This is a genomic window from Mycobacterium noviomagense (genome assembly GCF_010731635.1).
Classification (GTDB): Bacteria; Actinomycetota; Actinomycetes; order Mycobacteriales; family Mycobacteriaceae; genus Mycobacterium; species Mycobacterium noviomagense.
In genome coordinates this window covers 1,101,002-1,126,797 of the sequence record NZ_AP022583.1, presented here as the reverse complement: position 1 = coordinate 1,126,797, position 25,796 = coordinate 1,101,002, and the positions used below count along the sequence as shown (strand labels likewise).

The window sequence follows — 25,796 nt, the reverse complement described above, 5'->3', positions numbered from 1 at the left end:
GCGGATTCGGTTCGCCCGAATCTTCCTGTGGTTACTTGCAGCTGGTATCGGCGGCGTTGGTGACGCTCAAGTCGTCGGGCAGTTTGGTCGGTGTGCTGTTGGTGCCGCGGTCGATTTGAACACTGACCGACGAGCCGCTGGGCGGCGGAGTCGAGACAACCCGGAAGTCAGGGCCGAGCACCACCTGCACGACTTGCCCGATGCCGGTGACTCGCTCGACCTTCGAATTGGGGAAGGTCGATGCGACGGTCGCGGCCGCCTGCTCGTTGCCCGGTGAGAAAAACACCGTGGTGCCTTTCAGCGAGCTGGGGTAGTCGTCTGGTGCCATCACCTTGAAGCCGTGATGCTGTAGCTGGGTGGTGGCGGTGGCGGCCAGCCCGTTCTTGCCGGTCGAGTTCGACACCTGAACGGTGATCTCTTGCGGCGCGGTGGTCACAGCTTGGACCCGCTCAGCGCGGGCCTCGGTGGCCGGGCTGGGCTGCGGCGGTTTGCTGGTCGTGGACTTGGTGGTCGGTGTCGAGGTCGCGTTCTGGTCGTTTTCTTTGGGCAGCGGGTCGTCGTTGATGATGGCGTCGAACAGCGCGCGTACGTCGGCGGTGCGTGGCGGCTCGTTGCCGTCCTCGTCGGTTTCGCCGGTCGTCGGCACGGTCACGAAGGTGATGTGTCCCGCGGTCAGGCCCTGCACCGACTGTCCGAGGTCGACCAGATCCTTGGTTTTGACGTTGTCGACGTAGCTGTCGCTAATGAACATGTTGACGACGTTGTTCAGCCTCGACAGCGACAAGAAAGTGTCCTTGGAGATCAGCGAACGCAACAGCGACGACAAGAAGCGCTGCTGGCGCTTGATGCGGCCGTAGTCGCCGTTGTCCTCGGTGGTGATCTTGCGGGCGCGGACATAGTTCAGCGCGGTTTTCCCGTCGATGACTTGGCGTCCGGCGTGGGCGAGCACCGTGCCCAATTCGTCGTCCTTGAGCGGCGTGGTGCTGCACACCTCCACACCGCCCAGCGCGTCGACCATGTTCGCGAAGCCGACGAAGTCGATGGCGATGAACCGGTTGATGGACAGACCGGACAGTTTCTGAATGACCTTGACCAGGCACTTCGGCCCGCCGAACGCGTACGCCGAGTTCAGCTTGGTCTCGGTGTACACGTACTTGGGCCCATACGTTCCCGTCTTGTCGTCGTAGAGGGGGCCGTAGGCGCCGGTGTCGGGGTTCCAGGCCTCGCACTGGACGGGGGTGATGGCCAGGTCGCGCGGGAACGACACCGCGACCACGCGCTTGCGGCTCGCCGGAATGTTGACCAGCATCACGGTGTCCGATCGGGCACCCCCGGCGTCTTCCGTGTCGCCGGCGCCCATCTGGCTGTTTGCCCCAGCGCGGGAGTCGACGCCGACGATCAGGAAGTTCTCGTCACCGTATTGGCCGCCGGGGTCGAGGATGTCGCGGGAATGCGGGTCGAGGGCGCTGACGGTGTTGAGGCGGTTGTTTTTCGACGTGCTCCATTGCCAGGCGCCGCCGGTGAGCGCAAGCGCGAGCAGGGCCATCAGCGCGGCGACCGATCGCGCCGCCAGCAACATCGGGCGGTGGTTGGGTTTGGGTGCCGGGGCCGGATCTTCTGTGGTTGACGTGCCGATCCGCGTCGGCGGCCCGCTGTCCGACGCTTTCGGCAGCACGGTGGTTTGTTCGGCAGGCGTTTCCGCGGCGATGGCGGCGGGTTGGCTGCTCGCCAGCTGGTAATCGGCAAGCTGATCGGCGTATGCCGACCAGGGGTTGTGCGCGGTGTCTGGTTCAGGAGGCCACTCGGCGACGCCGTCGGACGGTTCATCCTCTGCGGCGGCGTGATGATGCCGGGGCTTTTGGGCGGATGCGCCGCCGAGCTTGGCGATCAGCTCGGCGACCGTCAGCGCCCCGTCGGTGTGGCATCCGGTCGGCTCGGCGTGCTCCGCTTGGTCTTGGCCCGGCTCTGCCGGCGGGGCCGACCATTGCCGTGTACCAGTGAACGGACGGATGCCGACAGCGTGGCGTGACGGCCCCGAGAAGCGCTCCCACGGGGCGGCGCCTAATGGTGTTGGCCGTAATCCGGTAATGCTTGCCTCGTCGGCCTCCGAATGGCGCGGACGGTCAGGAGTGGCGCCGCAGTCGCCGTCACTCATGTCCTACCGGCCTTTCGAACTCTGGTGAGGGGCCCAGTCAGTGCGCACACGTTTAGGCAGCGCTGATGGACACAGCACTGCAAAGTCACGCGCCATTTCGTAAGGTCGCGCCGTTTTCGTAGCCGTCGTGCACCGGCGCCCGAACGGTCCGCCGCCGGGCGCGATACACCAAGGTCCATATCGTACTGAGACATCCGCGCTCGCGCGATGTGGAGGCTGCCTCGATCAACCACCCGAGTGCATGATGTCCGCACCGGCCGGCACGGTGCAGTCGTCGCGGTCGGTGAGCCAGCCGTCGGGCAGCGCCACCCGCGCGGGCGATCCTTGCCGGCCCCGCGGGCCGGTCGCGGCTGGCGGGAACGGAACCTCGGGATCGAGTCGGCCCAGCAGGGCGTCGAGCTCGTCAAACGCCTTGACCAGTGCCAACGCGCGCCGCAGCTCTGAGCCGGCGGGAAAGCCGTGCAGATACCAGCCGATGTGTTTGCGCAGATCACGCATTCCCTTGTCTTCGCCGAAGTGAGCGGCCAACAGCTTGGCGTGCCGACGGATGATGTCGGCGACCTCGCCCAGCGTCGGCGGGGGCGGGGCGGGACGGCCGGTGAACGCAGCCGAGAGCTCGGCGAACAGCCACGGCCGGCCCAGGCAGCCGCGCCCGATGACCACGCCGTCGCACCCGGTGGCCGCCATCATGGTCAGCGCGTCGCTGGCGTCGAAGATGTCCCCGTTGCCGAGTACCGGGATCGTGCGTACCTGCTCCTTGAGCCGCGCAATCTGCTCCCAGTCCGCAGCGCCCGAGTAGCGCTGCGCCGCGGTACGGGCGTGCAATGCGACCGCGGCGGCGCCTTCACTCTCGGCGATGCGGCCGGCATCCAGGTGGGTGTGGTGCTCGTCGTCGATACCGATGCGGAACTTGACTGTCACCGGTATGCGGGTGCCTTCGGTGGCGCGCACAGCCGCGGCCACGATCTGGCCGAACAGCCGCCGCTTGAACGGCAGCGCCGCCCCGCCGCCGCGTCGGGTGACCTTGGGCACCGGGCAGCCGAAGTTCATGTCGACGTGGTCGGCCAGATCCTCCGCAGCGATCATCCGGACGGCCTCGTAGGTGGTGACCGGGTCGACGGTGTAGAGCTGCAGCGAGCGGGGTGACTCGTCGTCGGCGAAGGTCACCATGTGCATGGTGGCCGGATGGCGTTCGACGAGCGCGCGTGCCGTCACCATCTCGCAGACGTAGAGGCCGCTGACCGTGCCGACCTTGGATTGCTCCAGCTTCCGGCACAGAGTCCGGAACGCGACGTTGGTCACACCCGCCATCGGGGCCAGCACCACCGGGCTGGCGAGAGTGAAAGGACCGATCCGCACCGGCTACCGCCGGCTCATCGCCAGCTTGCCTTCGGTTTTATGCAGCTCGAGGGCGGTCACCCTCTTGCCCGTCCGGGCTTCCCGCTCAAGTTGACGTTGCTTGGACACCTCGAACTTGTCGCAGGCCACCTCAAGCTCGCCCATCAGCACGGCAAGGTCGTCGCGCAACCGGGCGGCCTCGCCGGTGAAGTCATCGCGCTCGAAGATGCGCCACTTCTTCAACACCGGCATCACGACATGGTCGAGGTGGATGCGCGGATCGTAGACGCCGCCGACTGCGATCATCACGGCCTTGCGCCGAAACTCCGGCACGGTGAACCCGGGCATCTTGAAGTTACGCAAAACCCGGTGCAACGATTTCATCGCCTTGTTCGGCTCGAGCTCCATGCCGGCTTCGGACAGGTCGCGGTAGAAGATCATGTGCAGGTTCTCGTCGGCCGAGATTCTGGCCAGCAGCTGGTCAGCGATCGGATCGTCACAGGCCTTGCCGGTGTTGCGGTGCGAGATGCGGGTGGCCAACTCCTGGAACGTGACGTAGAGAATCGAGTCGAAGATGTTCTCGCAGAACAGGTCGCCCTGGTGGTTCTGGCCCGGGCTGAAGCCCCGGTTCACCACCTCAATGCGCAGCAGTTCCAATTCGACTGGGTCGACCGCGCGGGTAACCACCAGGTAGTCGCGCAGCGCGATGCCGTGCCGGTTCTCCTCGGCGGTCCAGCGGTTGACCCACTGGCCCCAGGCGCCGTCCATGCCCATGCTCATCGCGATCTCGCGGTGATACGACGGCAGGTTGTCCTCGGTCATCAAGTTTTGAACCATTGCCACCTGGGCGACATCGGAAAGCTTGGACTGCTCTGGTGACCAGTCTTGCCCGCCCAGGGCGTAGAAGTTCTTGCCGTCCGACCACGGGATGTAGTCGTGCGGATTCCACTCCTTATGCATGCTCAGATGCCGGTTGAGGTTCTTCTCGACGACCGGCTCGAGTTCACGCAACAGGTTCAGGTCCTTAGGATCCGGCACAGCGCCTCCCGGGTATCTGTGTCTGTTGGTTGCAGTCAATATATCTGTGTACGTCAGTAGCATCAAGTTTGGCTGCCACCACGGCATGTCTACCGTCTATGTCGAGCAGACGCAAAAGCCCCCGACACGCAGACGCAAAAGGGGCTTTTGCGTCTCACTCGAAAATGAGGCGACCCCTTGCTGATGAGTCGCTGGCATTAGGTGTTAGGCGGCTTGGGTGGGTGGCTCGAGGGTGACTTTGTATCCCAGGCTCTCCAATTGCTTGATGGCTCGTGCCTTGGCTTTGCCGGGCTGGTGTCGGGTGTAGTAGTCGGGGCCGGGATCGCGGTAGAAGGCGCCGTTGGTCAGCATGTTCCAGGCGTCGGTGAGCATCTTGTGTTCGATGGAGACTAGGGCGATCTGGCCGGCGATCGACATACCGGCGGTTTTGTCTCTGCGCGATTGGGCGGCCCGGCGCCGGCCGGCGATGCGCCGGTAGCGGATGCTGTAGTAGGTGCCTTTGGTGCGAGCGGCCGACAGGGCTGCCACGCCGAGCGCGGCTTTAAGGTGACGGTTGCCCGGGCGGGTGGCGCCCGATTTGACCCGGCCTGCTGACTCGTCGCAGCCCGGCACCACCCGGCCCACGACGCCAGGTGCGCGGCGGTGGGAAATACGCTCATGTCCGCACCGGTTTCGGCGATGAACACATCGGCCACCAGCCGCGACCAGCCCGGGATGCTCATCAGCAACTCCCGGATGGGTCGAAGGAGCGATCGCCTCCTCGATGCGTGCATCCAGGCGGGCGATATCGGCGGTGTGGGCATCGATGCGATCCAAATACAACCGCACCATAAAGGCGTGATGCTCGGTGAACCGTCCGCGCAGCGCCTCGGTGAGCGCTGGGATCTTTTGACGCATCCGTTGTTTGGCCAGATCAGCGAGGACCACCGAATCGCGTTGGCCGGCGATCAGCGCTTCTAGCATTGCCCGCCCGGAGACTCCGACGATGTTGGAGGCCACCGCGGAGAGTTTGATTCCGGTGTCTTCGAGCAGCTTCTCCAGCCGCTGAATCTCTTTGGTGCGCGCCCGGGTGATGGTGGTGCGAGCCCGGGTCAGATCGCGTAACACCCGAATCGGCTCCGGCGGCACAAACGAGGCGCGCAGCAGCCCGTGGGCGCCAGATCGGCCAGCCACGCCGCATCCGAGACATCGGTCTTGCGCCCGGGCACATTGCGCGCCGCCTTGGCATTGACCAGCATCACGTTCAGCTGGCCTTCGAGTAGGTAGTAAAACGGCTTCCAGTAATCGGAGGTGGATTCGATCACCACACAGGAGACCCGCTCAGCGAGCAGATGCTCGCGTAACGCCAGGATCTCGCCGGTGGTCGACCCCCACGTACTGACCGTTGTCGACGTGCCACGCCGCCCTCGGCCCTGAACCCGAACGCAGACCTTCGCGTCTTTCTTCGACACATCAATGCCCGCGCACCGCGGATGGATCACCTCCATGGCCGATCACACCCTTTCCGTCCAGATATCTTGTGGTGGAGCGTGTTTCGGAGAGGGCGAAAACAAAACAGGAGTCTCACTCACGTGCTCACAGGCAACAATCCACCGCCCCCGCACAACCACCAGGGGGTGCCCTCCAGCCACCAAGCTGCTCGCCGTGCTCACCGGCAACACAGACGCAACGGGGTCACCGAAACACCCCTAAAGCGTCAACCCGCACCGGCCCGCGAAGCAACCACCCACCCAGCCGAACGGCCAGTGCTAATTTTCATCTTCCACCGCGGGGCGAAGCCCCCCTGGCAGCTGCTCGCGCTAGTGGGCGGCGGCCCTGCTCAGCAGCATGTCGACGCAGTAGTCGATGAATTGCGCGCGGGTGGCGGTCAACCGGCCGTCGAGGTACGCAGTGAACAGCGCGGTCAGCCCGCCGATCAAGCTCGTGGCGACCATGTTTTGCCGCACCGGATCGCTGATCCGGGTCAGCTTGCGCTGGAGCAATTCGATGAAGCTGGGCATCCATTCCGCCCCGGAGCGGGTGAGCACCGGCTCGACTCCAGGCGCCAGCAAGAGCACGCGGCCGCGCACCGGGTCGTCGACCATCAACGCGACGAATTGTTCGACGGCTTCCCGGGGTGTGGTCGCCGACATCAGCGTCGACATGGCGCGGGTACAGACGTCGTCGTAGACCGCGCGGACGAATTCGTCTCGGTCGGCGAAGCTTTCGTAGAAGTAGCGTTCGGTGAGCCCGGCTTTGCGGCACACCGCGCGCACAGTTACCGCTGGTCCGCTTTCGTCGCCGAGCAGCTGTACTCCGGCGGCGATGAGTCTGTCGCGGCGCAGGGCATGGCGATCTTCCAGGGGCACACCCGACCAGCGGCCCCGTCGTTGACCGGAAGGCACATCTCTCCTAGTGTGGAAACTGACAACGCATGTAGTCAGAATTGCTGACCGCGACAGGAACTGCCACAGTGACTCAACATACGTCTGCGGCGGCGCCGCTGACCAGCGAAAGCGGGGTCGCCACCGGGTGTCCGGTGTCGGCGCTGGGATACGACGCCCCGCCAAAGCCGCTGGGCCCGGAGTCGCTGACCTGGCGGTTCTTCGGCGACTGGCGCGGCATGCTGCAAGGGCCCTGGGCCGGATCCATGCAGAACATGCACCCGCAACTGGGAGCGGCAGTCGAAGAGCACTCCACGTTCTTCCGGGAACGCTGGCCGCGACTGCTGCGCTCGCTGTACCCGATCGGCGGCGTGGTTTTCGACGGTGACCGGGCCCCGACGACGGGCGCGGAAGTGCGCGACTACCACATCGACATCAAGGGCGTCGACGGCCAGGGCCGCCGCTATCACGCACTGAACCCCGATGTCTTCTATTGGGCGCATGCCACCTTCTTTGTCGGCACTTTGATTGTGGCCGAACGTTTTTGCGGCGGAATCACGGAGGCGCAAAAACGCCAGCTGTTCGACGAACACGTCGAGTGGTACCGGATGTATGGCATGAGCATGCGGCCGGTGCCGAAGAGCTGGGAGGAATTCCAGGTCTATTGGGATCACATGTGCCGCGAAGTGCTGGAGAACAATTGGGCCGCCCGTGAAGTGCTTAACCTTACCGAATTGCCCAAACCGCCGTTTGCGCAATGGCTTCCGGACTGGCTGTGGGCCATGCAGCGAAAACTATTGGCGCCGTTCTTTGTTTGGCTGACCGTGGGACTCTACGATCCGCCGGTGCGCGAGCTGATGGGCTACACCTGGTCGCGCCGCGACGAGTGGCTGCACCGGCGATTTGGTGACCTGGTGCGGCTGGTATTCGCGCTAGTTCCTCCGCGTTACCGCAAGCACCCACGGGCCCGGGCCGGTTGGGACCGGGCCACCGGCCGGATTCCGGCCGACACCCCGCTGGTGCACACACCCGCCCGTAATCTGCCGCCGCTGGACGAGCGCGACAACCCGAAGCACTACTGCCCCAACGTCTGACGTCAGGCGTGGCCGTGGTTGTGCGCTTCCTCCAGCCCTGACTGGTGCACGTGTTGGTGGGTGTGCTCGGTTCCGTCGTCGTGGGTGTGGGGGTGCTCGTGCTCGACGTGCTCGTGCTCGTGCGTGGTGTGCGCGTGGGCGTGACTCACGTCCCCGTGCTGGTGCTCGTGCGAATGCGGCGCCTCATGGGTGTGCTCGTGGTGCGGCATAGTTTTCCTCCTTTATGAGTTTTCGGTAATCACCTGCAGCCCGTCGCTGCCGCGGTGGTGCCGCGGAACGCCCGGGCCGGCATGCTCGGCGTTGAAGACGGCGTCGACGACCAGTCGGCGCACATGCTCGTTTTCCAGGCTGTAGAAGATCGTGGTTCCAACGCGGCGGGTGCGCACCAGCCGGGCCATGCGCAGCTTCGCCAAGTGCTGGGATACGGACGGCGCGGGTTTGCCGACGTGCTCGGCGAGTTCGTTGACCGACATCTCGCGATCGGCCAGCGACCACAGCACCTGCACGCGGGTGGCGTCAGCCAGCATGCGGAACACCTCGACGACCAGACTGACCTGGTCTTCAGGCAACCGGCCATTCTGGTTACCTGCATGCATACGCAGATAGTAGCCCAACAACATCCGGTCCCGTCAAGGTCGGTCACTGGGTCTTGCGCGAGCCGCTATCTAGTCCGCCTCTCCGGGCGCAGCGGCGGCTGTGGTAGTAAATAGGCTAACTATATTGCTGGAACGTCGGGATGAGGCCGAGATGGTGCGCACCGAAAGCGATAGTTGGGATCTCGCGACGAGCGTGGGCGCGACGGCCACGATGGTTGCCGCGCAGCGGGCACTGTCCTCCGAGAGGGGGCTGATCGACGACCCGTTTGCCGCGCCGCTGGTGCGCGCGGTCGGCATCGACGTCTACACCCGGCTGGTCAACGGGGAGATTCCGGTCGGCGAGGGCTCCGACTTCGATCCCGACCGCATGGCGCGCGGCATGGCGGTCCGCACCCGGTTTTATGACCGGCACTTCCTCGACGCGGTGGAAAGCGGCGTGCGGCAGGTGGTCATCCTCGCTGCGGGGCTGGATGCGCGGGCCTACCGTTTGCCGTGGCCGGCCGGCACCGTCGTCTACGAGGTCGACCTGCCGGAGGTCATCGACTTCAAGACCTCAACATTGCGAAAGCTGGGCGCCGAGCCGAAAGTCGAGCGGCGGACCGTGGCCGTCGACTTGCGCGACGACTGGCCGGCGGCGCTTCGAGAAGCCGGATTCGATTCCGGTGCGCCCGCGGCGTGGAGCGCCGAGGGATTGGTGGTCTACCTGCCATCGGACGCTCAGGACGCCCTGTTCGACCACATCACCGCGCTGAGTGCGCGCTGCAGTCGGCTGGCACTCGAATTCGTGCCCGACACTGCGATTTTCGCCGACGAGCGCTGGCGCGCCCATCACGAGCGGATGGTCGAGCTCGGGTTCGACGTCGTCGACTTCAACGAGCTCGTCTACCACGGCGAGCGCAGCCACATCGTCGAGTACCTGAGCCGCAGCGGCTGGCAGGTTAGTCACCGCCCCGTCGCGCAGATGCACGCCGACAACGACTTCGACTATCCCGATGACGACGTCGCCGCCGCTTTCGCCGATGTGACTTATCTGAGCGCGGTGCTGCACTAGCGCTCAATGCAGGTGCGCTAGCACATTGGTGCGGTAGAAGTCGATCGCGGCGATCGGGTCGCGCTGGGCAAAGTGCATGAACGGCGTCGCGCCGGCATCGAGTACGGCTTGGACTGCTTTGATGTGTGTGGCCGCATCCGTGCCGGTGGTCCAGCCCTTGATCACCTTGTCGAGTGGATTACGTTCTGCCGCTTGCTGGATGTCGACCGGGTTGGGCTGGTCGACGGCCCCGCCGGTGAACCGCCACAGCTCGGCGGCGCGGTTGATCTCGTTCTGGTCGCCGACGACGGCGAACATTTCGGCTCGCTTGCCCATCGTGGCCGGATCGCGGCCGGAGGTGTGTGCTCCCTGGTTGAACGCGTCGACGAGTTTCTGGTTCTTGACGTCGCCGGCTTGGGTGATCCAGCCGTCGCCGTACTGGCCGGCCAGCTGGGCGCTTTTCGGACCGCCTGCGGCGACGTAGATCGGCGGCGGCGACGGCGGCACGTCGTAGATCTTGAGCTGGTTGGTCTGAAAATAGCGGCCCTGGAACGAGATTCGCTGGCCGCTCCACAGTTGCCGGATCAGTTGGATCGCTTCGATCAACCGGTCGTGGCGCTCTTGGTAGCTGCCGAACTGGGTGGTGGCCGCTTGCTCGTTGAGCCGCTCGCCGGTACCCAGACCGAGGAACACCCGCCCGGGGAAGACGATCGCGAGCGACGCGAAGGCGTGCGCGACGGTCGTGGGGTGATAGCGCCAGATCGGGCAAGTGACGCCGGTACCGAACGGGACATGTTTAGTCCGTTGACCCACCAATGCCAGCGTGATCCACGGGAACATGGCATGGCCTTCGTTGTCCTGCCATGGCTGGATGTGGTCGCTGGCCCACAGGTAACGGAACCCCGCATCCTCGGCTGCGTGCGCCTGGTCCACCAGCTGAGCCGTCGGGAATTGCTCATGGGACAGCACGAAGCCCACACCCGGGCCAGCGGGGGGTGGCGGCGCCGCGGGCGTGGAGGGTTTCGTCTCGGGTTTCGAGCGGCATGCGGCTGCCACGCTGGTAGCGGCCATCACGCTGACTCCCGCGAACAACTGGCCCAATCCGCGCCGCGACATTGCGTTCATGGGCCGGGAGTACCCGGAAGTGGGGCCGGTGTCAATGCCGCAGCCCGCGTCGGCGCAGGTCATAAGCGCACAGTGCCCCCACCAGGACTCGAACCTGGGACCTGCGGATTAAAAGTCCGTAGCTCTACCAACTGAGCTATAGGGGCGCGAGGCACAGGATACTGCGTTTGCGGATGCGGCTCGTTTGAGGATTCGGTCGGCGGTAACCTAAGCTGGCGTGGCTCCCAACGAAACCACGTTGCGAGTACCCCGGAGAGATTCGGTTCTGGCCCCCTTCGTCTAGACGGCCTAGGACGCCGCCCTTTCAAGGCGGTAACGCGGGTTCGAATCCCGTAGGGGGTACCGCTACGCGGCGACGCGGAGCACACAACACAACAAGGCCCTGTGGCGCAGTTGGTTAGCGCGCCGCCCTGTCACGGCGGAGGTCGCGGGTTCGAGTCCCGTCAGGGTCGCCATCACGGCGAGACACACGCTGTCTTCCGGCCAGGTAGCTCAGTCGGTATGAGCGTCCGCCTGAAAAGCGGAAGGTCGGCGGTTCGATCCCGCCCCTGGCCACCAAGCACCGCCACGGGTTCAATCTCATTGACACATCGAGTCGCTGGCTGTCCTCATAAATCGGAGACCCGGCACAATGCGGACATGATTGCGCGACAGTTCCTCGTCGCTGTGCTGCTGGTGATGTGCAGCGTCAGCTGGACCCCACATGCCAGCGCGGACGTGCCGCCCCTGACCCCCCAGGCGCAAGCGGCAGGTTTCGTCGACGTCAGGAGCGTCGTTCCGGATGCGATCATCGACTTGCGTTACGCAACACCAAACAATTTCACCGGCGCGCCGCTGTATCCCGCCGATGCTCGCTGTCTGGTCCACCAGTCCATGGCCTCCGGCCTGGCGACCGCCGCCGACATACTGCGTCGAGAGGGACAGGCGCTGGTCTTCTGGGACTGCTACCGCCCGCATGACGTCCAGGTCAGGATGTTTCAGGTGGTGCCCAACCCGGCGTGGGTGGCTCGACCAGGCCAGTATGCGCACAGCCACGAATCCGGACGCTCCGTCGATGTGACCCTTGCCAGCGCGCAGTATCCGCGAGGTGGCCAACGCCGCCTCGTCGATATGGGGACCGACTTCGACGACTTCACGGCCCGCGCCAACGCTTTCGCCACCGACGGCGTCAGCGCGGACGCGCAGGCGAACCGGGCCCGGCTGCGCAACGCGATGACCTCCGGCGGGCTAACCGTGTACTCCGGCGAGTGGTGGCATTTCGACGGTCCCGGCGCCGCGGCCGATCGTCCCATCCTCGACGTCCCGCTCGACTGAAAAGCGAGGAGCTCAGCTGTGAACACCTACACCCACGGCCACCACGAGTCGGTGCTGCGTTCGCATCGTCAGCGCACCGCAGGGAATTCTGCCGGCTATCTGTTGCCGTATCTTCGCTCTGGCATGTCGCTGCTGGACGTCGGTTGCGGGCCCGGGACGATCACCGTCGACCTCGCCGCCCGGGTGGCGCCCGGTCACGTCACCGCAGTCGACGCAACCGACGAGGCCCTCGAGGTCGCTCGTGCCGAGGCGCGAGCGGGCAACGTGTCGAACGTCGCGTTCGCCCTGGCCGACGTCCACGCGCTCGAATTTCCCGACGGCACTTTCGATGTCGTGCATGCGCATCAGGTGCTGCAGCACGTCGCGGACCCGGTGCAGGCGCTGCGCGAGATGCGGCGCGTGTGCGTGCCCGGCGGCTTCGTCGCCGCGCGTGACAGCGACTATGCGGGCTTCATCTGGTATCCACAGCTTCCCGCTCTAGATCGGTGGCGCGATCTCTACGAACAGGCGGCCCGAGCAAACGGCGGCGAACCCGACGCCGGGCGACGCCTGCTGTCGTGGGCTCAGGACGCAGGATTCGACGAGATCGTTCCAACTGGCGGAATCTGGTGTTTTGCAACGCCTCAGGACCGCGATTGGTGGGGCGGCATGTGGGCGGACCGGATTCTGCAGTCGGCGCTCGCCGACCAGCTCCTGGCATCGGGGTGGGCGACTGCGGCCGAGCTGGCCGAAATCGCCTCGGCATGGCGAGCCTGGGCCGCTGCGCCTAACGGCTGGCTGGCGATCCCGCATGGCGAGATCCTCTGCCGGGCATAGGAAACCCGGCGCACAGCTGCTCGAAGGCATGCGCGACGTTGAGCACCGTCGCGTCGTCGAATCGCTTGCCCATGATCATCATTCCGACGGGGAGGCCGTCGAGAAGGCCGGCCGGCACCGAGATCGCGGGGTGACCGGTGATGTCCATGGGTGCGGTATTGATCGCTTTACCGTGCGCGTTCGCCAGGAACGCAAGGTCTTGCGGGCCGCCGACCGGAAGTGTTTCCGCCGTGCCGGGGACCGTGGGCATCACCAGCACTTCGTAGTGATCGAGCGCATCGTCATAGGCGGCGCGCACCTGCGGCAGCAGATTGCGCGCCTTCGCATACACGGCGCCGCCGAGCGTGGTCTGTCCGTAGTGGCCGCACAGCACCGCGGCTTTGATGGTGCTGGAAAACTGGTCGGCTGTGGCCAGGCGCTGCCGGGCGAAGTGCGCCATGAGCTCTGGGTCGTAAAGCCCGTCCACACCGATCCCATAACCGTTGCCGTCAAGCATCTGAGCGGCGGCACCGTCGGTGATGATGACAGTGAAGAGGTGGAACGCCGTCCGGTGCCACGGCACACTGACCTCGGCGACGCTGCAACCGATTTCGCTGAACCGCTGTGCCGCCGACCGAACCAGCTCGTCCACTTCGGGACGCGAGCCCGGCTGGCCGAAGCCCTCCGAGAGCAGCCCCACCCGCAGACCGGCGACGTCGCCGGTGAGGGCGGCCCGGTAGTCGAGGACAGGAACGTCGTCGCGCTGCCGTGGATCTCGCCCGTCCGGTCCGGCCAGCACGCTGAGCAACAGCGCGGTGTCGGCGACAGTGCGCGCCATCGGACCGATGTGATCGATGGTCCGCTCGATCGGGAAGGCGCCCGTGTAGGGCACCAGCCCGTGGGTGGGCTTGTGCCCTACGATGCCGCACAGCGCCGCCGGGATCCGCACAGAACCGCCTTGGTCTGCGCCCAGCGCCAAGTCGACCACGCCGGCGGCGACCAGCGCCGCACTGCCGCTGGACGATCCGCCCGCTTCACGGGTGGGATCCCACGGGTTGCGCACCGGACCGCACGCGGAGGTGAAGCTGGACCCCGAGCAGCACAGGTCCTCGCAGACGCTTTTGCCGGCAATGACCGCCCCGGCATCCAGCAGACGCTCGACGACGGTCGCGTCGCGGCTCGAGATGAATCCCTCCAGTGCGGCCGACCCGTTCATCATCGGGATACCTGCGACGGCGATGTTGTCCTTGATCGCCACGGTCCTGCCCGACAGCGGTCCCTGTGCGCCGGAGCTGATCTCGGCGGTGACATACCAGGCGCCGAGCGGATTGTCGGCCGGCTTCGGGAATCGGTAAGCGCGCTCGGGCACTTGTGGGCGCGCCAGCTGGTCGTACAACTCGTCAACGGCGTCGTAGGACGTGAGCGTGTACCCGGCGATCGCGGTGTAGGCCGCCAACGCATCGGCGTCAAGACGGAAGCCGAAATGACTCGCCGCCGCAGCGATATCCGTTGTCGACGGCCGAGGAACCGCCATGTCCACCTCCGTGCGGCCTAGTAGTCAGATTTTCAGGGTCGAGGTGAGCGCTGCGCGAATTATCCGAGTGTCGCTGGTGGCGATGGTCAGGTTTCGCCGCGCGGCCTGCGCCACGATCATCCGGTCAAACGGATCCCGGTGTTGCCACGGGAGGCGGCCGGCCAGGATTGCATCGCCTGCGTCGATCGGCAACTCGATAGCGGTCATGTCGCCGAGTACGTCGGACCACGCGGACAGCAACGGATCACCGTCAAGGCGGCACAACCTGGTCTTGATCGCTATCTCCCACGCCGAAGCGGCCGACACCATGACCTCTGTATTCGGTTCGCTCAACACTTCTCTCGCCGACTCAGACACCCTCTCCGGCGCGGAAACAAGCCACAACAGGGCGTTGGTATCGAGCAGCACTGCGGCCGGTGTGGACGACCGCCGCCGCGGATTCACAAACTACCTTCCCAGTGAGCCATCTCGTCGTCGGGAAGTGCATCATCGAAGTCATTTGGCACGGCCAGCGTTGGCAGCTGGCCGAATCGGCGCGGACGTTGACGGGCCGGTGTAAGCACGGCAACCGGGCGGCCGTGATTAGTGATCGTTACCGATATGCCGGTTTCCTCAACCTCGGCCAGGATCGCGTTGAGCTTTGCCTTGGCCTGCGTGCTGGTCACCGTCCTCACGCGACCAATGTACTACCACCGGACTAGTCCGACTAGTCATATCTACATGCCGTATCTGGCGATCGGTGCGGTACTTTCAAGCATCTCGGGGCGCGGCCTGTCCGGCCAGGTCAGCGCGCGGTATTGGCATTCTCTTTTTTTGCAAGTACGTTATCGTCTTAATGGGAACGATGGATAACGCAGCTCAGACCTCAGCCGGTATTCCGCTCGCGCCGGCCTACGGGCCGGAGGACCGTAGCAGCGAACCGCCGCCCCCGGGGACCTACCCGTTCACCCGGGGCAACTTCGCGTCTGGATACCGCGGCAAGCTGTGGACATTTCGGCAGTACTCGGGGTTCGGCACCGCCGAGGAGTCCAATCGCCGGTACCGCTACCTGCTCGATCAGGGCGGCACGGGGCTCTCAGTTGCGCTCGACCTGCCGACGCAGTGCGGCTTCGATTCCGACGATCCCGAGGTCAGCGAAGAAGTTGGCCGGGTCGGCGTGGCGGTCGACAGCCTGGCCGACGCCGAGATCCTGTTCGACGGCATCCCGCTGGACAAGATCAGCACCAGCATGACCATCAACGGCACCGCGGCGATCCTGCTGGCGTTCTACGTTGCCGCCGCCGAGAAAAAGGGGATACCGCGGGCCAACCTTACCGGCACCATCCAAAACGACATCCTCAAGGAGTACGCCTCCCGCGGCACCTGGATCTGGCCGCCCGAGCCGTCGCTGCGGCTGATCGCCGACACGATCGAGTTCTGTGCGGCCGAAGTCCCCAAATTCAATGCGATCTCGGTGGCCGGAGCGCATTTCCGCGACGCTGGGGCCAACGCGGTGCAGGAGATGGCTTTCACCCTGGCCGACGGCGTCACCTACTGCGACACCGTGGTCGAGCGGGGCCGGATGACCATCGACGAGTTCGCTCCGCAGATCTCGTTCTTCTTCTACACCCATGGCGACTTCTTCGAAGAGATCGCCAAATACCGTGCGGGACGGCGCCGTTGGGCCACGATCGTGCGAGAACGCTACGGCGCGAAAACTGACAAGGCGTCGATGTTCCGGTTCGGCTGCGTCTGCGGCGGCGCTTCGCTGTATGCGCCGCAGGCGCACAACAACATCGTGCGGGTGGCCTATGAAGCGTTGGCGGCGGTGCTCGGCGGGGTGCAGTCGATGTTCACCGCCGCGTGGGACGAGCCGTTCGCGCTGCCCACCGAGGAGTCCACCACGCTGGCCTTGCGCACCCAGCAGATCCTGGCCTACGAAAGCGGCGTTCCCCGGGTCGCCGACCCACTCGGCGGCTCCTACTTCGTCGAGTCGCTCACCGATGCCACCGAGGCCCGCATCATCGAGATCATGCACGACCTCGAGCAGCACGGCGGCATGGTGCGGGCCATCGAAGACGGTTACCTGCAGGGGCTGATCGCCGACGAAGCCTACCGGATGCATCAGGAAATCGAATCCGGTGAGCGGCCGATCGTCGGGGTCAACCGGTTTGTCACCGAGGAGCCGCCGCCGGAGGTCGCCACCTACGAACTCGACGCCGAAGGACGCGATCTTCAGCTCAAGCGCCTGTCCAAGGTTCGGGCCGAAAGAGACTCTGCTGCAGCGCAATCCAGCCTCACAGCGCTGTCCCGCGCCGCTGAGGGCACCGACAATCTGATGCCCAAGCTGATCGACTGCGCCAACGCGTATTGCACGGTCGGTGAAATGGTGTCGGCGCTCAAAGCGGTGTGGGGCGAATTCCAGCAGCCGGTGGTGTTCTAAATGGCCGTACGGATTCTGGTCGCCAAGCCCGGCCTCGACGGCCACGACCGCGGCGCCAAGATCGTCGCGCGCACCTTGCGTGACGCGGGCTTCGAGGTGATCTACACCGGCATCCGGCAGCGCATCGAAGACATCGCCTCGATCGCGGTGCAAGAAGACGTGGCACTGGTGGGGTTGAGCATCCTGTCGGGTGCGCACTTGGCGCTGACGGCCCGCACGATCGAAGCGCTGCGCGCGGCGGACGCCGCCGACATCGGCGTCGTCGTCGGCGGCACGATCCCCGAGTCCGACGTGCCCAAGCTGCTGGATGCCGGTGCGGCGGCGGTCTTTCCGACCGGGACGCCCCTGGATGTCCTGGTGCGGGAGATCCGCAAGCTGACCGGCGTCCCCGAACCTACCGTGGAGGAATCGTGCGCCTCGGAGTGATGATCGGTGCCGAGCGCGGCGATTCCGCGCGCAAGGTCACCAAGCTGCTGGACGACATCGAGTGGGCCGAGGCCGCCGGCATGGACACCGCGTGGATTCCGCAGGTGCCCAACGACTTCGACGCGCTGACGGCGGTCGCACTGATGGCCACCCGAACGACGCGCATCGAACTCGGCACCGCTGTGGTGCCGTTGCAGGCTCAACATCCCATTGCCTTGGCGCGTCAGGCGCTGTCTGTGCATGCCGCTGCCGGCGGCAGGCTGGCTCTGGGCGTCGGACCGTCGCATCACTGGATCGTTCGCGACATGCTCGGCCTGCCCTACGAGCGGCCAGCCGCGTTCACCCGCGACTACCTCGAGGTGCTGGCCGTCGCTTTCCGCGGGCCCGGCCCGGTGGACGTCGAGAACGAGACCTTCACCGTGCACAACCCTCTGGATCTCGCCCCCGTGGCGCCGCTGTCGGTGCTCGTCGCCGCGCTCGGACCGGTGATGCTGACGCTGGCGGGGGAGCGGGCCGACGGTACGGTGTTGTGGATGGCCGATGAACGCGCGTGCGCCGAGCACGTGGTCCCGCGGATCACCAAGGCTGCCGACAATGCGGGCCGACCGGCTCCGCGCATCGTCGCAGGTATACCTGTATGCCTTTGCGGGCCAAGCGAAGTCGATGCCGCCCGCGAGCGGGCCAACCGGATTCTGGGCGAGGCCGAAGTCTCGCCGAACTATCAGCGGCTGCTGGAGTACGGCGACGCCCGCAACGTCGGCGACATCTGCGCGGCCGGCGACGAGGAGGCCATCCTGGCGCGGTTCCGTCGCTTCGCCGACGCCGGGGTGACCGACCTGTCGGTGCGGTTGCTGCCGATCGGCAACAACCGCGACGAGCTCGTCGCCTCCAAACGCCGTACCCGGGAAGTCATCGCGGCGCTCGGCGCCGAAGTGCGATGACGGCACCGCTGGCGGGTATCCGGATCCTCGAGGTCGGCACCATGCTGGCCGGGCCGTATGCCACGATGCTGCTGGCCGACCTCGGTGCGGAGGTCATCAAAATCGAGCCGCCCGGCGGGGAGATCTCCCGTCAGGTCTCCGACAGCTACTTCGCCAGCCTCAACCGCAACAAGAAGAGCATCTGTCTGGACCTGAACTCGAAAGAGGCGCAAGCAAATTTAGGCGAGCTCGTCGCGCAATCCCATGCCCTGCTGGTGAATCTGAAACCGTCGGCGATCCGCCGGCTCGGGCTGACCTATGATGCGCTGCGCCGCTTCAACGAACGGATCGTCTGTGTGGCGATCACTGGGTTCGGGCTGGACGGCGGCGACGAGCCCGCGTTCGACTATGTCATCCAAGCGACCACCGGCGTGGCAGCGCTTACCGGCGAGCCCGACGGACCGCCGATCCTGCCCGGCTACTCGTCGGCCGACAACTCCACTGGATTGGCCGCCGCACTTGGACTGCTGGCGCAAATCACGTCGGGCCGCGGCGGCCAGGTCGATGTGTCACTGCGCGACGTGATGCTTTCCCAGCTCAATTATCACGCATCAGCCTATCTCAACGACGGCGTCGAGCCGCAACGCCGACCGTTCGGCGCCCACTCGTATTACGTTCCGGCCCAGATTTTTCCGACGGCAGACGGGTATCTCGCGCTGTTCGTGACCCATGACGGGTTCTGGAAATCGTTTGCGGCCGAAGCCAATATCGATGGCTTTGAAACGATGGTGGAACGGGTGGCTCGTCGCGACGAGGTGCTGGCCGTCGTGAGCGCTGCCCTGGCCGAAGACACCGCCACCAACTGGGAGGCACGGCTACGGCCGCTCGGAGTGCCCGCGGCGGCGGTCCGAACGCTGCCCGAAGCGCTGAACGCTACTCCCGAGATGGTCGTTACCGCAGGGGATTTCCGTCTGGTCGGCAGTCCCGTCCGCATTGCGGGTTACCAGCCGGACTACCGTCCGCCGCCGGAACTGGACTAACGGCTCCGACGCTCGGTCGTCAGCTCGAGGAGCCGCATCGTGGGCGGCGGGTCCAACTGCAAAGCGTCGGACAGCTGCAAGTCGCCCGCATGGGCAAGCATGTTGTCCAGGATCGCCTGCAAGTCGTCGCCCTCGATCTCGTAGAGCGCGACATAGGGCCCGTCGTCGGCGACCGGTCGCAGCCTCCGCGCCGCGACGAACCCGTCGAGCGAAAGCAGCTGGGGCAGATGGATATCGTCGTACCAGGAGTTGTACTCGGCATCGCGATCCGGCGAGCTGGGCCGACTTTCGACGTGGAGCACACCTTTGGGCACCGTTGTCGCCTTTCTTCAGCACTACTCGTAGCGCACCGTGACCGACGGCGTGTCCGGTACGGCCTGGCAGGTCAGAATGTAGCCCTCGTCCACCTCGTCGTCGTCGAGCGCTTCGTTGTTCCGCATCGTCGCACGGCCTTCGACAAGCAGGGCCATGCACGTTCCGCAGTTACCCTGCTCGCAGCTGAACGGCGGCGACAGCCCGGCGCGCCGCGCGCTGTCCAGCAGCGTCTCTCCGGGGACGCGCGGAACCGACGCCTTCTTACGCTCGAGGAAAATCGTCACCGTGCCCTGCGCCTCGGTTTCGGCAACGGGCATCGGCTCTGAAGGCGCCTTGATCGTCGGCGCGAGGTCGAAATCCTCGACGAAGACCCGCCCTGGCCCGGGCAGCGCCGAGCGCACCACGGCCATGAACCCCTCCGGGCCGCACACATAGTTGTGCGCGTCGACGTCCGAGCCCACGAACTCCCGGACGGCGTCCGCGTCGATCAATCCCTGCTCGACGTCGATATGGCGCACCACCGACAGCCGGCCCGAATACCGCGCCACGAGCTCGTCGAGCGCTGCCTCGAAGATCACCGACTCGCGGTCCCGGTCGGCGCACAGCAGCCGCACCACCCGATCCGTCGTGGCGAGCGCGCTTTTGGTCAACGAAAGGATCGGCGTGACGCCGCTGCCGCCGGCGAACGCCAGCAACGGCGCCGAGGTCGCTTGCAGGCAGAAGGTTCCTGCGGCTCTGGTCATCGTCAGTTCGTCGCCTTCGGCCACGTTGTCGACCAGCCAGTTGGAGACCTTGCCGCCGGGCACCCGCTTGACGGTGGTCGTCAGCTCGGAATCGGTCTCGGGCGCGCTGGACATCGAATACGACCGATACAGCTCCTCGCCGTCCACGTGGACGCGGAACGTGCAGTACTGCCCGGCCCGGTAATGGAATGGTTGCTGGTGGGGAGCCAGCACGAAGGTGCGGGTGTCGGCGGTTTCCTTGATCACCCGGGTCACTGTCGCCTGTTGGAACACGTGCAGTTCCGCCATGGCCGCACCTTCCGCATCTTGCGTTCTTCGATATAGAGAATACTATTCTCTCAAAAGGATAGGATCATCTCAACGTGATGGCGAAAACCGTGACCGAGCCGGCGGCGCTCGTGTACGAGGAGCGGCAGTACAGCATGCCGCAGCTCGACACATTGGCCGGCGGCGTGGCGTCGCTCCTCGCCAAGCGTGGTGTCACGGCCGGTCAACGTGTCGCGTTGATGTCGTCCAACCGACCCGAATTCGTGGCCGCGCTGCGTGCCATCTGGCAGTTGGGTGCGACGGTGGTGCTGATCAGCCCCGCCTGGAAGCGCGCAGAAGTGGGGCACGCGCTCGCGCTGACGCAACCGGCCCACGCAGTCGGAGACCATCCCGTGCTGGCCGAGCTAATGCCGATGCTGCATCTCGACGAGCCGATCACGCCGGGCGACCTGCCCAGCGACCGCCCGGTTGCAGATACCGATGCGGTGTTGGTGTTCAGCTCTGGCACCACCGACCTTCCCAAAGCGGTCCGGCACACCCATGCCTCGCTGTGCGCCGCGGTCGGGCACTGGCGCGACGCGCTACAGCTGACCTCTCGTGACCGGATCCAAATCGCCACGCCGCCGTCGCACATCCTGGGTCTGCTCAACATCGTTACCGCGCTGCAGACAGGGGTCTGGCTGCGGCTGCATCGCCGCTTCGACGTCGAGGCCGTGTTGCACCACATCGAATCCGATCGCATCACCGTTGAAATGGCCGTTGCCCCAATAGCAATGGCCATCGCATCGCACCCAGAGCTGGAATCCTATGACCTGTCGTCGCTGCGGTTCATCATGTGGGGCGCGACGCCGGTCAGCCAAAGCGTCGCCGAAACCGTCGCCCGGCGCACCGGCGTCGGTTGGGTTCCCGCCTACGGGACCACCGAATTGCCGGTCATTGCGTGCAACCCGCTCGACGGGGCCCGGCTCGACTCGGTCGGGCGGGCGGTGCCGGGCGTACAGCTGCGGGTGGTGTCGCTGCAGACCGGCGAGCCGGTCGGACCGGGCGAGGTCGGCGAGATTCAAGCGCGCTCGCCGTCGCTGATGGCCGGCTACTTACCAGAAGACGCGGAAGCGTTCTGCGACGGGTGGTTTCGCACCGGCGATGTCGGCTACCTGGATTCCGGCGGCTGGCTGCGGATTACCGACCGGCACAAAGAGATGATCAAAGTGCGCGGATTCCAGGTCGCGCCCGCCGAAATCGAGGCGGTGTTGCACGGTCATCCCGCGGTCAAAGACTGTGCGGTGTTCGGTGTCCCGGACGGCGTCAACGGGGAAGCGGTCGTTGCTGCGGTCGCGGCGCAGTCCCCGGTCGATGCCGCCGAGCTCAGCGATCGAGTCGCCGAGCGGCTGGCCTCGTACAAGCGGTTGAGCCGCGTGGTATTCGTGTCCGACATTCCTCGGCTGCCTTCCGGCAAGGTGCTGCGCCGAGTTCTCAAGGAGCGCTATGGATGTCCGTCTGACAGCTGAACAGCAGCAACTGCGCGACGCCGCCGCCAAGCTCGCCGACGACCTTGGCCCGGGATCGGTGCAGGCTCTCGACGACGAGGCTCGAATCACCAGGCTGGACAAGCAGATCGAGGCGACGGGCTGGCGGTCGCTTCGCAGTGACGGCGCGTCGGGCATCGAGGTGGCCGTCGTGGCCGAGGAGTTCGGTCGAGGTCTTGTGGACGCCCCGTTCCTCGGCCCGGTCCTCGCGGACGACCTGACCCGCCACGTCGGCGTGGGCGAGCGTGCCACGGTGGCGGTCGACGGCCGCGCCTTCGACGCCCGCGGATATCGACGTGCTCTGCTGCTCGACGGGACGAGGGTGCTGGCCGCTGATCTCGATACCGCCTGTGGCGGCGCCGATCTCACCAGAGCCGATGCGAGCATCCTGGGATCCCCTGCGATCGTGGGCGAAATCAATGACGACATCGCCGGGCGATGGCTGGCGCTCGCGCTGGTCACCACCACCGCCGACCTGGTCGGCACCGCCCGCGGCGCGCACACCCTGGCGTGTGACTACGCGCAAATCCGTGAGCAGTATGGGAAACCGATCGGGTCGTACCAGGCCGTCGCGCACCTGCTGGCCGAAAGCCTCGCCCTGATCGAGGGCTCGGTGAGCGTGCTGCGCCACGCCGCCTGGGCGGTCGACGAACTCGACCCGGCCAAGGCGATACGGGCCGCCCGCGTCGCGAAAATCTACTGCGCCCGCGCCGCGCGGACGGTGTGTGAGACCGCCGTCCAGGTGCACGGCGGCATCGGCAACACCTGGGAATGCCTGGCGCATGTTTTTCTGCGCCGCGCGCTGACATCCACCGAGCTGTGGCCCGTGAAGCTGGAGGAGATCGACATTGGACTTTCGTGACTCACCGGAGGAAGCGGCCTTCCGCGACCGGCTGCGCTCGTGGCTTGCGGTGCACGCCAAGGAGTTTCCGAGTTCGGGCGACGAGTACTGGGCGCGCCAGGGCGAGTGGCACCGCGCGCTGTATCAGGCCGGCTTCTTCGGGCTGTCGTGGCCGCGCGAATACGGCGGCCAAGAGCTGCCGCCGGTGTACGACGTCATCCTCGACGAAGAACTGGCCCGCGCCGGCGCTCCGCCGCGGCCCAGCTTGGGCTACCTGGTCGCCGGCCTGACCCGGCACGCCAGTTTGGAACTGCAGCAGCGCTTTCTGCCCGGCATGATCAACGGCACCGAGCGATGGTGCCAAGGCTTCAGCGAGCCCGGCGCCGGTTCGGACCTGGCGTCGCTGAAGACCACCGCCGCCCGCGACGGCGACAACTACGTCGTGCACGGACACAAGATCTGGACCAGCTACTCCGACGTCGCCGACTGGTGTCTGCTGCTGGCCCGCACCGACCCGGACGCCCCGCGGCACAAAGGCATTTCGGCGTTCATCATCTCGATGAAACAGCCTGGCGTCCAACAACGTCCGCTGCGCATGATGAACGGCGTCACCACCGAGTTCGGCCAGGTGTTCTTCGACGGCGCGACGGTGCCCGCCGACCAGCTGATCGGCGCTCCCGGCGAAGGCTGGGCGCTGGCCATGACCGTCGTCGGACACGAACGCGAACCGTCCACGCTCGGCTACGCCGCCCGATACGGCAAGCTCGTCCGGCAACTCGCCGCCCGCAGTGACGGTCCTCCGTCTGACGAACTCGCCTGGGCCGCAGTGCAAACCGAAATGCTGACCCATCACGTGCGGCGGCGGTTGTCCGAACAGCTCGACGGCGTGCGGCACGGGCCGGAAGGGTCGCTGGACAAGCTGCTGATGACCTGGGTCGAGCAGTCGGTCGGCCACGCCGCGCTGGCCGTCGGCGGAACCCGCGACCCTGACCTGTTGAGCGCCTACCTGTACAGCCGCGCGCAAAGCGTCATGGGCGGCACCTCGCAGATCCAGAAAAACATCATCGCCTCACGCATCTTGGGATTGCAGGAGTGATCGCGAACGCGGGCGAAGCCCGGGTGAAGCGGGTCACGACCATCGAAGTAGGAGTGATCGCGAACGCGGGCGAAGCCCGGGTGAAGCGGGTCACGACCATCGAAGTAGGAGTGATCGCGAACGCGGGCGAAGCCCGGGTGAAGCGGGTCACGACCATCAAAGGAGTCTGACGTGTACGACATGCCGGAGGAAATCGACGTCCAAGCAGACGGGCCGCTGCGCATCATCACACTGAACCGCCCGGATGCGCTCAACGCGGTCAATGACAGCCTGCACACCGGGCTGGCGCAGCTGTGGCCGCGGCTCAGCGACGACCGCACCGCTCGCGCCGCGGTGCTTACCGGCAGCGGCCGCGCGTTCTCGGCGGGCGGCGACTTTCACTACCTGGCCGAGCTGGCCCAGGACGCCGGTCTGCGCGCCAAAACCATTGCCCACGGCCGCGAGATCGTGCTGGGCATGGCCCGCTGCCGAATTCCGGTGGTGGCGGCCGTCAATGGGCCGGCCGTGGGGTTGGGTTGCAGCCTGGTGGCGCTCAGCGACATCGTCTACATCGCCGAGGAGGCCTATCTCGCCGATCCGCACGTGCAGGTGGGGCTGGTCGCCGCCGATGGTGGACCGATTACCTGGCCGCTGCACATCAGTCTTCTGCTGGCCAAGGAATACGCCTTGACCGGTGCGCGGATTCCCGCGGCGCGGGCCGTGGAACTCGGGCTGGCCAACCATGTCGTCGCCGATCCAATGGCCGAGGCGGTTGCCGCAGCCAAGCGGACGATGGAACTGCCCCAACAGGCCGTCGAGAGCACCAAGCGGGTGCTCAACGTGCACCTCGAACGCGCGGTGTTGGCCACGCTCGACTTCGCCCTGACCGCCGAGAATCAGTCCTTCCAGACCGAGGACTTCCGCTCGATCGTCACCAAGCTGACCGCCGGCAAGAACTGACGCCCGGGTGCGCGCCGAGCGTGAAGCTGGGCTCACGCTCGATGCCCCAGCGTGGAGCTAACTTCACGCTCGGCGCAACAAGGGCGCCTACTTCGGCGGGAAGCGCAATGCGCCGTCGAGTCGGATGACTTCGCCGTTGAGGTAGTCGTTTTCGACGATGCTCTGCACGAACGCCGCGTACTCCGCCGGTTGGCCCATCCGCTTCGGGAACGGTACCTGCGGGCCCCAGTACGCCTCCAACTGGTCGCCGGCTTGGCCGTAGGCGGGCGTCAAGAATGTGCCGGGAGCGATGGTCACGACGCGGATGCCCAGCGGCGAGAGATCTCGTGCCGCCACCAGGGTCATGGAGACGACGCCGCCTTTGGCCGCCGCGTAGGGCAGCTGGCCGATCTGTCCCTCATACGCCGCGATCGATGCGGTGTTGACGATGACGCCGCGGGCGCCGTCGACTGGTTCCTGGCGCGCCATGGCGGCAGCGGCCAACCGCATCACGTTGAACACACCGGTTAAGTAGACGTCGATCGTCGTCTTGAACCCGTCGAGGTCCAACGGGCTGCCGTCCTTGCCGACCAGCCGTCCGCCACTGGCCGGACCGCCATGCGCATCCACCGAAATCCGCAGCGGGCCAAGCGATTCCGCCTCAGCCAACGCTGCCTGAACATCGTCAGTGTTGGTGGCGTCGGTCCGCACATAGCGGGCACCGAGCTCGCTCGCCAATTCCTTGCCTTTGTCGTCGGCCAGATCGGCGACAACCACCTTCGCGCCCGCGGCATGCAGCCGACGAACGGTGGCTTCGCCGAGACCGCCGGCACCGCCGACGACGAGCGCGGAGCTACCACTTATCTGCATACGGCTCCCCTTCTTGCGACGCGTACTCTC

The 25,796-nt window shown here is 66.0% G+C and carries 25 protein-coding genes, 4 tRNA genes and 2 pseudogenes; 16 read left to right on the top strand and 15 right to left on the bottom strand.

Annotated elements, in window-relative coordinates; genetic code table 11:
* Positions 1–31 precede the first annotated feature (31 nt).
* From G6N15_RS05210 to G6N15_RS05190, 5 genes and pseudogenes are all read right to left on the bottom strand, one after another.
* Entirely contained in the window at positions 32–2,155 is a 2,124-nt protein-coding gene (locus G6N15_RS05210; protein ID WP_139797697.1) for an LCP family protein, read from the bottom strand.
* A gap of 225 nt (positions 2,156–2,380) precedes the next feature.
* Positions 2,381–3,514 carry a tRNA dihydrouridine synthase DusB gene (dusB, locus tag G6N15_RS05205; protein ID WP_083085216.1) on the bottom strand — a complete coding sequence of 378 codons (1,134 nt, stop codon included), beginning with the start codon at positions 3,512–3,514 and terminating at the stop codon, positions 2,381–2,383.
* A 3-nt stretch (positions 3,515–3,517) separates the two neighbouring features.
* Positions 3,518–4,531, bottom strand: a complete 1,014-nt coding sequence (locus G6N15_RS05200) for an acyl-ACP desaturase (RefSeq protein WP_232070355.1) — start codon at positions 4,529–4,531, stop codon at positions 3,518–3,520.
* 204 nt (positions 4,532–4,735) lie between these two features.
* Positions 4,736–6,018 (bottom strand): annotated as a pseudogene (locus G6N15_RS05195) (IS110 family RNA-guided transposase).
* 312 nt (positions 6,019–6,330) lie between these two features.
* On the bottom strand, positions 6,331–6,915 hold the full coding sequence (locus G6N15_RS05190) for a TetR/AcrR family transcriptional regulator (RefSeq protein WP_083089875.1): 585 nt from the start codon (positions 6,913–6,915) through the stop codon (positions 6,331–6,333).
* Between the two features lie 68 nt (positions 6,916–6,983).
* On the opposite strand from G6N15_RS05190, the gene G6N15_RS05185 reads away from it, so the two are divergent.
* Positions 6,984–7,988, top strand: coding sequence for an oxygenase MpaB family protein (locus tag G6N15_RS05185; protein WP_083089874.1), 1,005 nt, complete (start codon positions 6,984–6,986; stop codon positions 7,986–7,988).
* Between the two features lie 2 nt (positions 7,989–7,990).
* Here G6N15_RS05185 and G6N15_RS05180 read toward each other — a convergent pair whose 3' ends face one another.
* Entirely contained in the window at positions 7,991–8,197 is a 207-nt protein-coding gene (locus G6N15_RS05180; RefSeq protein WP_083089873.1) for a zinc transporter Slc39a7, read from the bottom strand.
* A gap of 12 nt (positions 8,198–8,209) precedes the next feature.
* On the bottom strand, positions 8,210–8,584 hold the full coding sequence (locus G6N15_RS05175) for an ArsR/SmtB family transcription factor (RefSeq protein WP_083089879.1): 375 nt from the start codon (positions 8,582–8,584) through the stop codon (positions 8,210–8,212).
* Positions 8,585–8,735: 151 nt separating this feature from the next.
* Here G6N15_RS05175 and G6N15_RS05170 point away from each other — a divergent pair, with 151 nt between their 5' ends.
* Positions 8,736–9,635 (top strand): class I SAM-dependent methyltransferase, encoded by a 900-nt coding sequence (locus tag G6N15_RS05170; RefSeq protein ID WP_083089872.1) that lies wholly within the window; start codon positions 8,736–8,738, stop codon positions 9,633–9,635.
* 3 nt (positions 9,636–9,638) lie between these two features.
* Here the strand turns inward: G6N15_RS05170 and G6N15_RS05165 are convergent, their stop codons facing one another.
* Both G6N15_RS05165 and G6N15_RS05160 read right to left on the bottom strand, forming a co-directional pair.
* Positions 9,639–10,739, bottom strand: coding sequence for a F420-dependent hydroxymycolic acid dehydrogenase (locus tag G6N15_RS05165; RefSeq protein ID WP_083089871.1), 1,101 nt, complete (start codon positions 10,737–10,739; stop codon positions 9,639–9,641).
* A gap of 73 nt (positions 10,740–10,812) precedes the next feature.
* Positions 10,813–10,885, bottom strand: a tRNA-Lys gene (locus G6N15_RS05160).
* A 122-nt stretch (positions 10,886–11,007) separates the two neighbouring features.
* On the opposite strand from G6N15_RS05160, the gene G6N15_RS05155 reads away from it, so the two are divergent.
* The 5 genes and pseudogenes from G6N15_RS05155 to G6N15_RS05135 all read left to right on the top strand — a co-directional run bounded on the left by G6N15_RS05155 (position 11,008) and on the right by G6N15_RS05135 (position 12,869).
* Positions 11,008–11,081 (top strand) — tRNA-Glu (locus tag G6N15_RS05155).
* 36 nt (positions 11,082–11,117) lie between these two features.
* A tRNA-Asp gene (locus tag G6N15_RS05150) sits at positions 11,118–11,194 on the top strand.
* A gap of 26 nt (positions 11,195–11,220) precedes the next feature.
* A tRNA-Phe gene (locus G6N15_RS05145) sits at positions 11,221–11,297 on the top strand.
* Positions 11,298–11,447: 150 nt separating this feature from the next.
* A pseudogene (locus G6N15_RS05140) lies at positions 11,448–12,053 on the top strand (M15 family metallopeptidase); the annotation flags it as partial.
* Between the two features lie 18 nt (positions 12,054–12,071).
* Positions 12,072–12,869 carry a class I SAM-dependent methyltransferase gene (locus G6N15_RS05135; RefSeq protein ID WP_083089869.1) on the top strand — a complete coding sequence of 266 codons (798 nt, stop codon included), beginning with the start codon at positions 12,072–12,074 and terminating at the stop codon, positions 12,867–12,869.
* On the opposite strand, the gene G6N15_RS05130 is transcribed toward G6N15_RS05135, so the two are convergent.
* The 3 genes from G6N15_RS05130 to G6N15_RS05120 are packed head-to-tail and all read right to left on the bottom strand — an operon-like array spanning position 12,820 to position 15,056.
* Entirely contained in the window at positions 12,820–14,382 is a 1,563-nt protein-coding gene (locus G6N15_RS05130) for an amidase (RefSeq protein ID WP_083089878.1), read from the bottom strand. The genes G6N15_RS05135 and G6N15_RS05130 overlap by 50 nt on opposite strands.
* A gap of 24 nt (positions 14,383–14,406) precedes the next feature.
* Positions 14,407–14,826: a type II toxin-antitoxin system VapC family toxin gene (locus G6N15_RS05125; protein ID WP_179961781.1), complete on the bottom strand. Its 420-nt coding sequence runs from the start codon at positions 14,824–14,826 to the stop codon at positions 14,407–14,409.
* On the bottom strand, positions 14,823–15,056 hold the full coding sequence (locus G6N15_RS05120; RefSeq protein ID WP_083089868.1) for a type II toxin-antitoxin system Phd/YefM family antitoxin: 234 nt from the start codon (positions 15,054–15,056) through the stop codon (positions 14,823–14,825). Before G6N15_RS05120 ends, G6N15_RS05125 begins: the two co-directional genes overlap by 4 nt.
* A gap of 170 nt (positions 15,057–15,226) precedes the next feature.
* Between G6N15_RS05120 and G6N15_RS05115 the strand changes: the two genes are divergently transcribed.
* Genes G6N15_RS05115 through G6N15_RS05100 form a run of 4 tightly spaced genes read left to right on the top strand, consistent with a single transcriptional unit; the run spans position 15,227 to position 19,190 of the window.
* Positions 15,227–16,804 carry a methylmalonyl-CoA mutase family protein gene (locus G6N15_RS05115; protein WP_083089867.1) on the top strand — a complete coding sequence of 526 codons (1,578 nt, stop codon included), beginning with the start codon at positions 15,227–15,229 and terminating at the stop codon, positions 16,802–16,804.
* Entirely contained in the window at positions 16,805–17,230 is a 426-nt protein-coding gene (locus G6N15_RS05110; protein WP_083089866.1) for a cobalamin B12-binding domain-containing protein, read from the top strand.
* On the top strand, positions 17,215–18,171 hold the full coding sequence (locus tag G6N15_RS05105) for an LLM class F420-dependent oxidoreductase (RefSeq protein ID WP_083089865.1): 957 nt from the start codon (positions 17,215–17,217) through the stop codon (positions 18,169–18,171). Before G6N15_RS05110 ends, G6N15_RS05105 begins: the two co-directional genes overlap by 16 nt.
* The gene (locus G6N15_RS05100) at positions 18,168–19,190 is read left to right on the top strand and encodes a CaiB/BaiF CoA transferase family protein (protein ID WP_083089864.1); all 1,023 of its coding nucleotides are present in this window, start codon (positions 18,168–18,170) and stop codon (positions 19,188–19,190) included. Before G6N15_RS05105 ends, G6N15_RS05100 begins: the two co-directional genes overlap by 4 nt.
* On the opposite strand, the gene G6N15_RS05095 is transcribed toward G6N15_RS05100, so the two are convergent.
* Positions 19,187–19,504, bottom strand: coding sequence for a DUF4286 family protein (locus tag G6N15_RS05095; RefSeq protein ID WP_083089863.1), 318 nt, complete (start codon positions 19,502–19,504; stop codon positions 19,187–19,189). The genes G6N15_RS05100 and G6N15_RS05095 overlap by 4 nt on opposite strands.
* A 21-nt stretch (positions 19,505–19,525) precedes the next feature.
* Positions 19,526–20,536: a ferredoxin--NADP reductase gene (locus G6N15_RS05090; RefSeq protein ID WP_083089862.1), complete on the bottom strand. Its 1,011-nt coding sequence runs from the start codon at positions 20,534–20,536 to the stop codon at positions 19,526–19,528.
* Positions 20,537–20,625: 89 nt separating this feature from the next.
* Here G6N15_RS05090 and G6N15_RS05085 point away from each other — a divergent pair, with 89 nt between their 5' ends.
* Genes G6N15_RS05085 through G6N15_RS05070 form a run of 5 tightly spaced genes read left to right on the top strand, consistent with a single transcriptional unit; the run spans position 20,626 to position 24,917 of the window.
* Complete coding sequence (locus G6N15_RS05085) at positions 20,626–22,023, top strand: class I adenylate-forming enzyme family protein (RefSeq protein WP_083089876.1); 1,398 nt, start codon at positions 20,626–20,628, stop codon at positions 22,021–22,023.
* Positions 22,001–22,903, top strand: coding sequence for an acyl-CoA dehydrogenase family protein (locus G6N15_RS05080; RefSeq protein ID WP_083089861.1), 903 nt, complete (start codon positions 22,001–22,003; stop codon positions 22,901–22,903). Before G6N15_RS05085 ends, G6N15_RS05080 begins: the two co-directional genes overlap by 23 nt.
* Positions 22,890–23,978, top strand: a complete 1,089-nt coding sequence (locus G6N15_RS05075) for an acyl-CoA dehydrogenase family protein (protein WP_083089860.1) — start codon at positions 22,890–22,892, stop codon at positions 23,976–23,978. Before G6N15_RS05080 ends, G6N15_RS05075 begins: the two co-directional genes overlap by 14 nt.
* Positions 23,975–24,148 (top strand): hypothetical protein, encoded by a 174-nt coding sequence (locus tag G6N15_RS22690; protein ID WP_169922541.1) that lies wholly within the window; start codon positions 23,975–23,977, stop codon positions 24,146–24,148. Before G6N15_RS05075 ends, G6N15_RS22690 begins: the two co-directional genes overlap by 4 nt.
* Before the next feature lies 1 nt (position 24,149).
* Positions 24,150–24,917 carry an enoyl-CoA hydratase/isomerase family protein gene (locus G6N15_RS05070; protein ID WP_083089859.1) on the top strand — a complete coding sequence of 256 codons (768 nt, stop codon included), beginning with the start codon at positions 24,150–24,152 and terminating at the stop codon, positions 24,915–24,917.
* A gap of 87 nt (positions 24,918–25,004) precedes the next feature.
* Here G6N15_RS05070 and G6N15_RS05065 read toward each other — a convergent pair whose 3' ends face one another.
* Entirely contained in the window at positions 25,005–25,766 is a 762-nt protein-coding gene (locus tag G6N15_RS05065) for an SDR family NAD(P)-dependent oxidoreductase (RefSeq protein ID WP_083089858.1), read from the bottom strand.
* Positions 25,767–25,796: the final 30 nt, after the last annotated feature.

What these genes read in the sequence shown, in the direction of transcription:
- G6N15_RS05210 (WP_139797697.1), bottom strand. Translation starts at nt 2,155, where the DNA reads ATGAGTGACGGCGACTGCGGCGCCACTCCTGACCGTCCGCGCCATTCG.
- G6N15_RS05180 (WP_083089873.1), bottom strand. Translation starts at nt 8,197, where the DNA reads ATGCCGCACCACGAGCACACCCATGAGGCGCCGCATTCGCACGAGCAC.
- G6N15_RS05175 (WP_083089879.1), bottom strand. Translation starts at nt 8,584, where the DNA reads ATGCATGCAGGTAACCAGAATGGCCGGTTGCCTGAAGACCAGGTCAGT.
- G6N15_RS05170 (WP_083089872.1), top strand. Translation starts at nt 8,736, where the DNA reads ATGGTGCGCACCGAAAGCGATAGTTGGGATCTCGCGACGAGCGTGGGC.
- G6N15_RS05165 (WP_083089871.1), bottom strand. Translation starts at nt 10,739, where the DNA reads ATGAACGCAATGTCGCGGCGCGGATTGGGCCAGTTGTTCGCGGGAGTC.
- G6N15_RS05130 (WP_083089878.1), bottom strand. Translation starts at nt 14,382, where the DNA reads ATGGCGGTTCCTCGGCCGTCGACAACGGATATCGCTGCGGCGGCGAGT.
- G6N15_RS05115 (WP_083089867.1), top strand. Translation starts at nt 15,227, where the DNA reads ATGGATAACGCAGCTCAGACCTCAGCCGGTATTCCGCTCGCGCCGGCC.
- G6N15_RS05110 (WP_083089866.1), top strand. Translation starts at nt 16,805, where the DNA reads ATGGCCGTACGGATTCTGGTCGCCAAGCCCGGCCTCGACGGCCACGAC.
- G6N15_RS05100 (WP_083089864.1), top strand. Translation starts at nt 18,168, where the DNA reads ATGACGGCACCGCTGGCGGGTATCCGGATCCTCGAGGTCGGCACCATG.
- G6N15_RS05090 (WP_083089862.1), bottom strand. Translation starts at nt 20,536, where the DNA reads ATGGCGGAACTGCACGTGTTCCAACAGGCGACAGTGACCCGGGTGATC.
- G6N15_RS05080 (WP_083089861.1), top strand. Translation starts at nt 22,001, where the DNA reads ATGGATGTCCGTCTGACAGCTGAACAGCAGCAACTGCGCGACGCCGCC.
- G6N15_RS05065 (WP_083089858.1), bottom strand. Translation starts at nt 25,766, where the DNA reads ATGCAGATAAGTGGTAGCTCCGCGCTCGTCGTCGGCGGTGCCGGCGGT.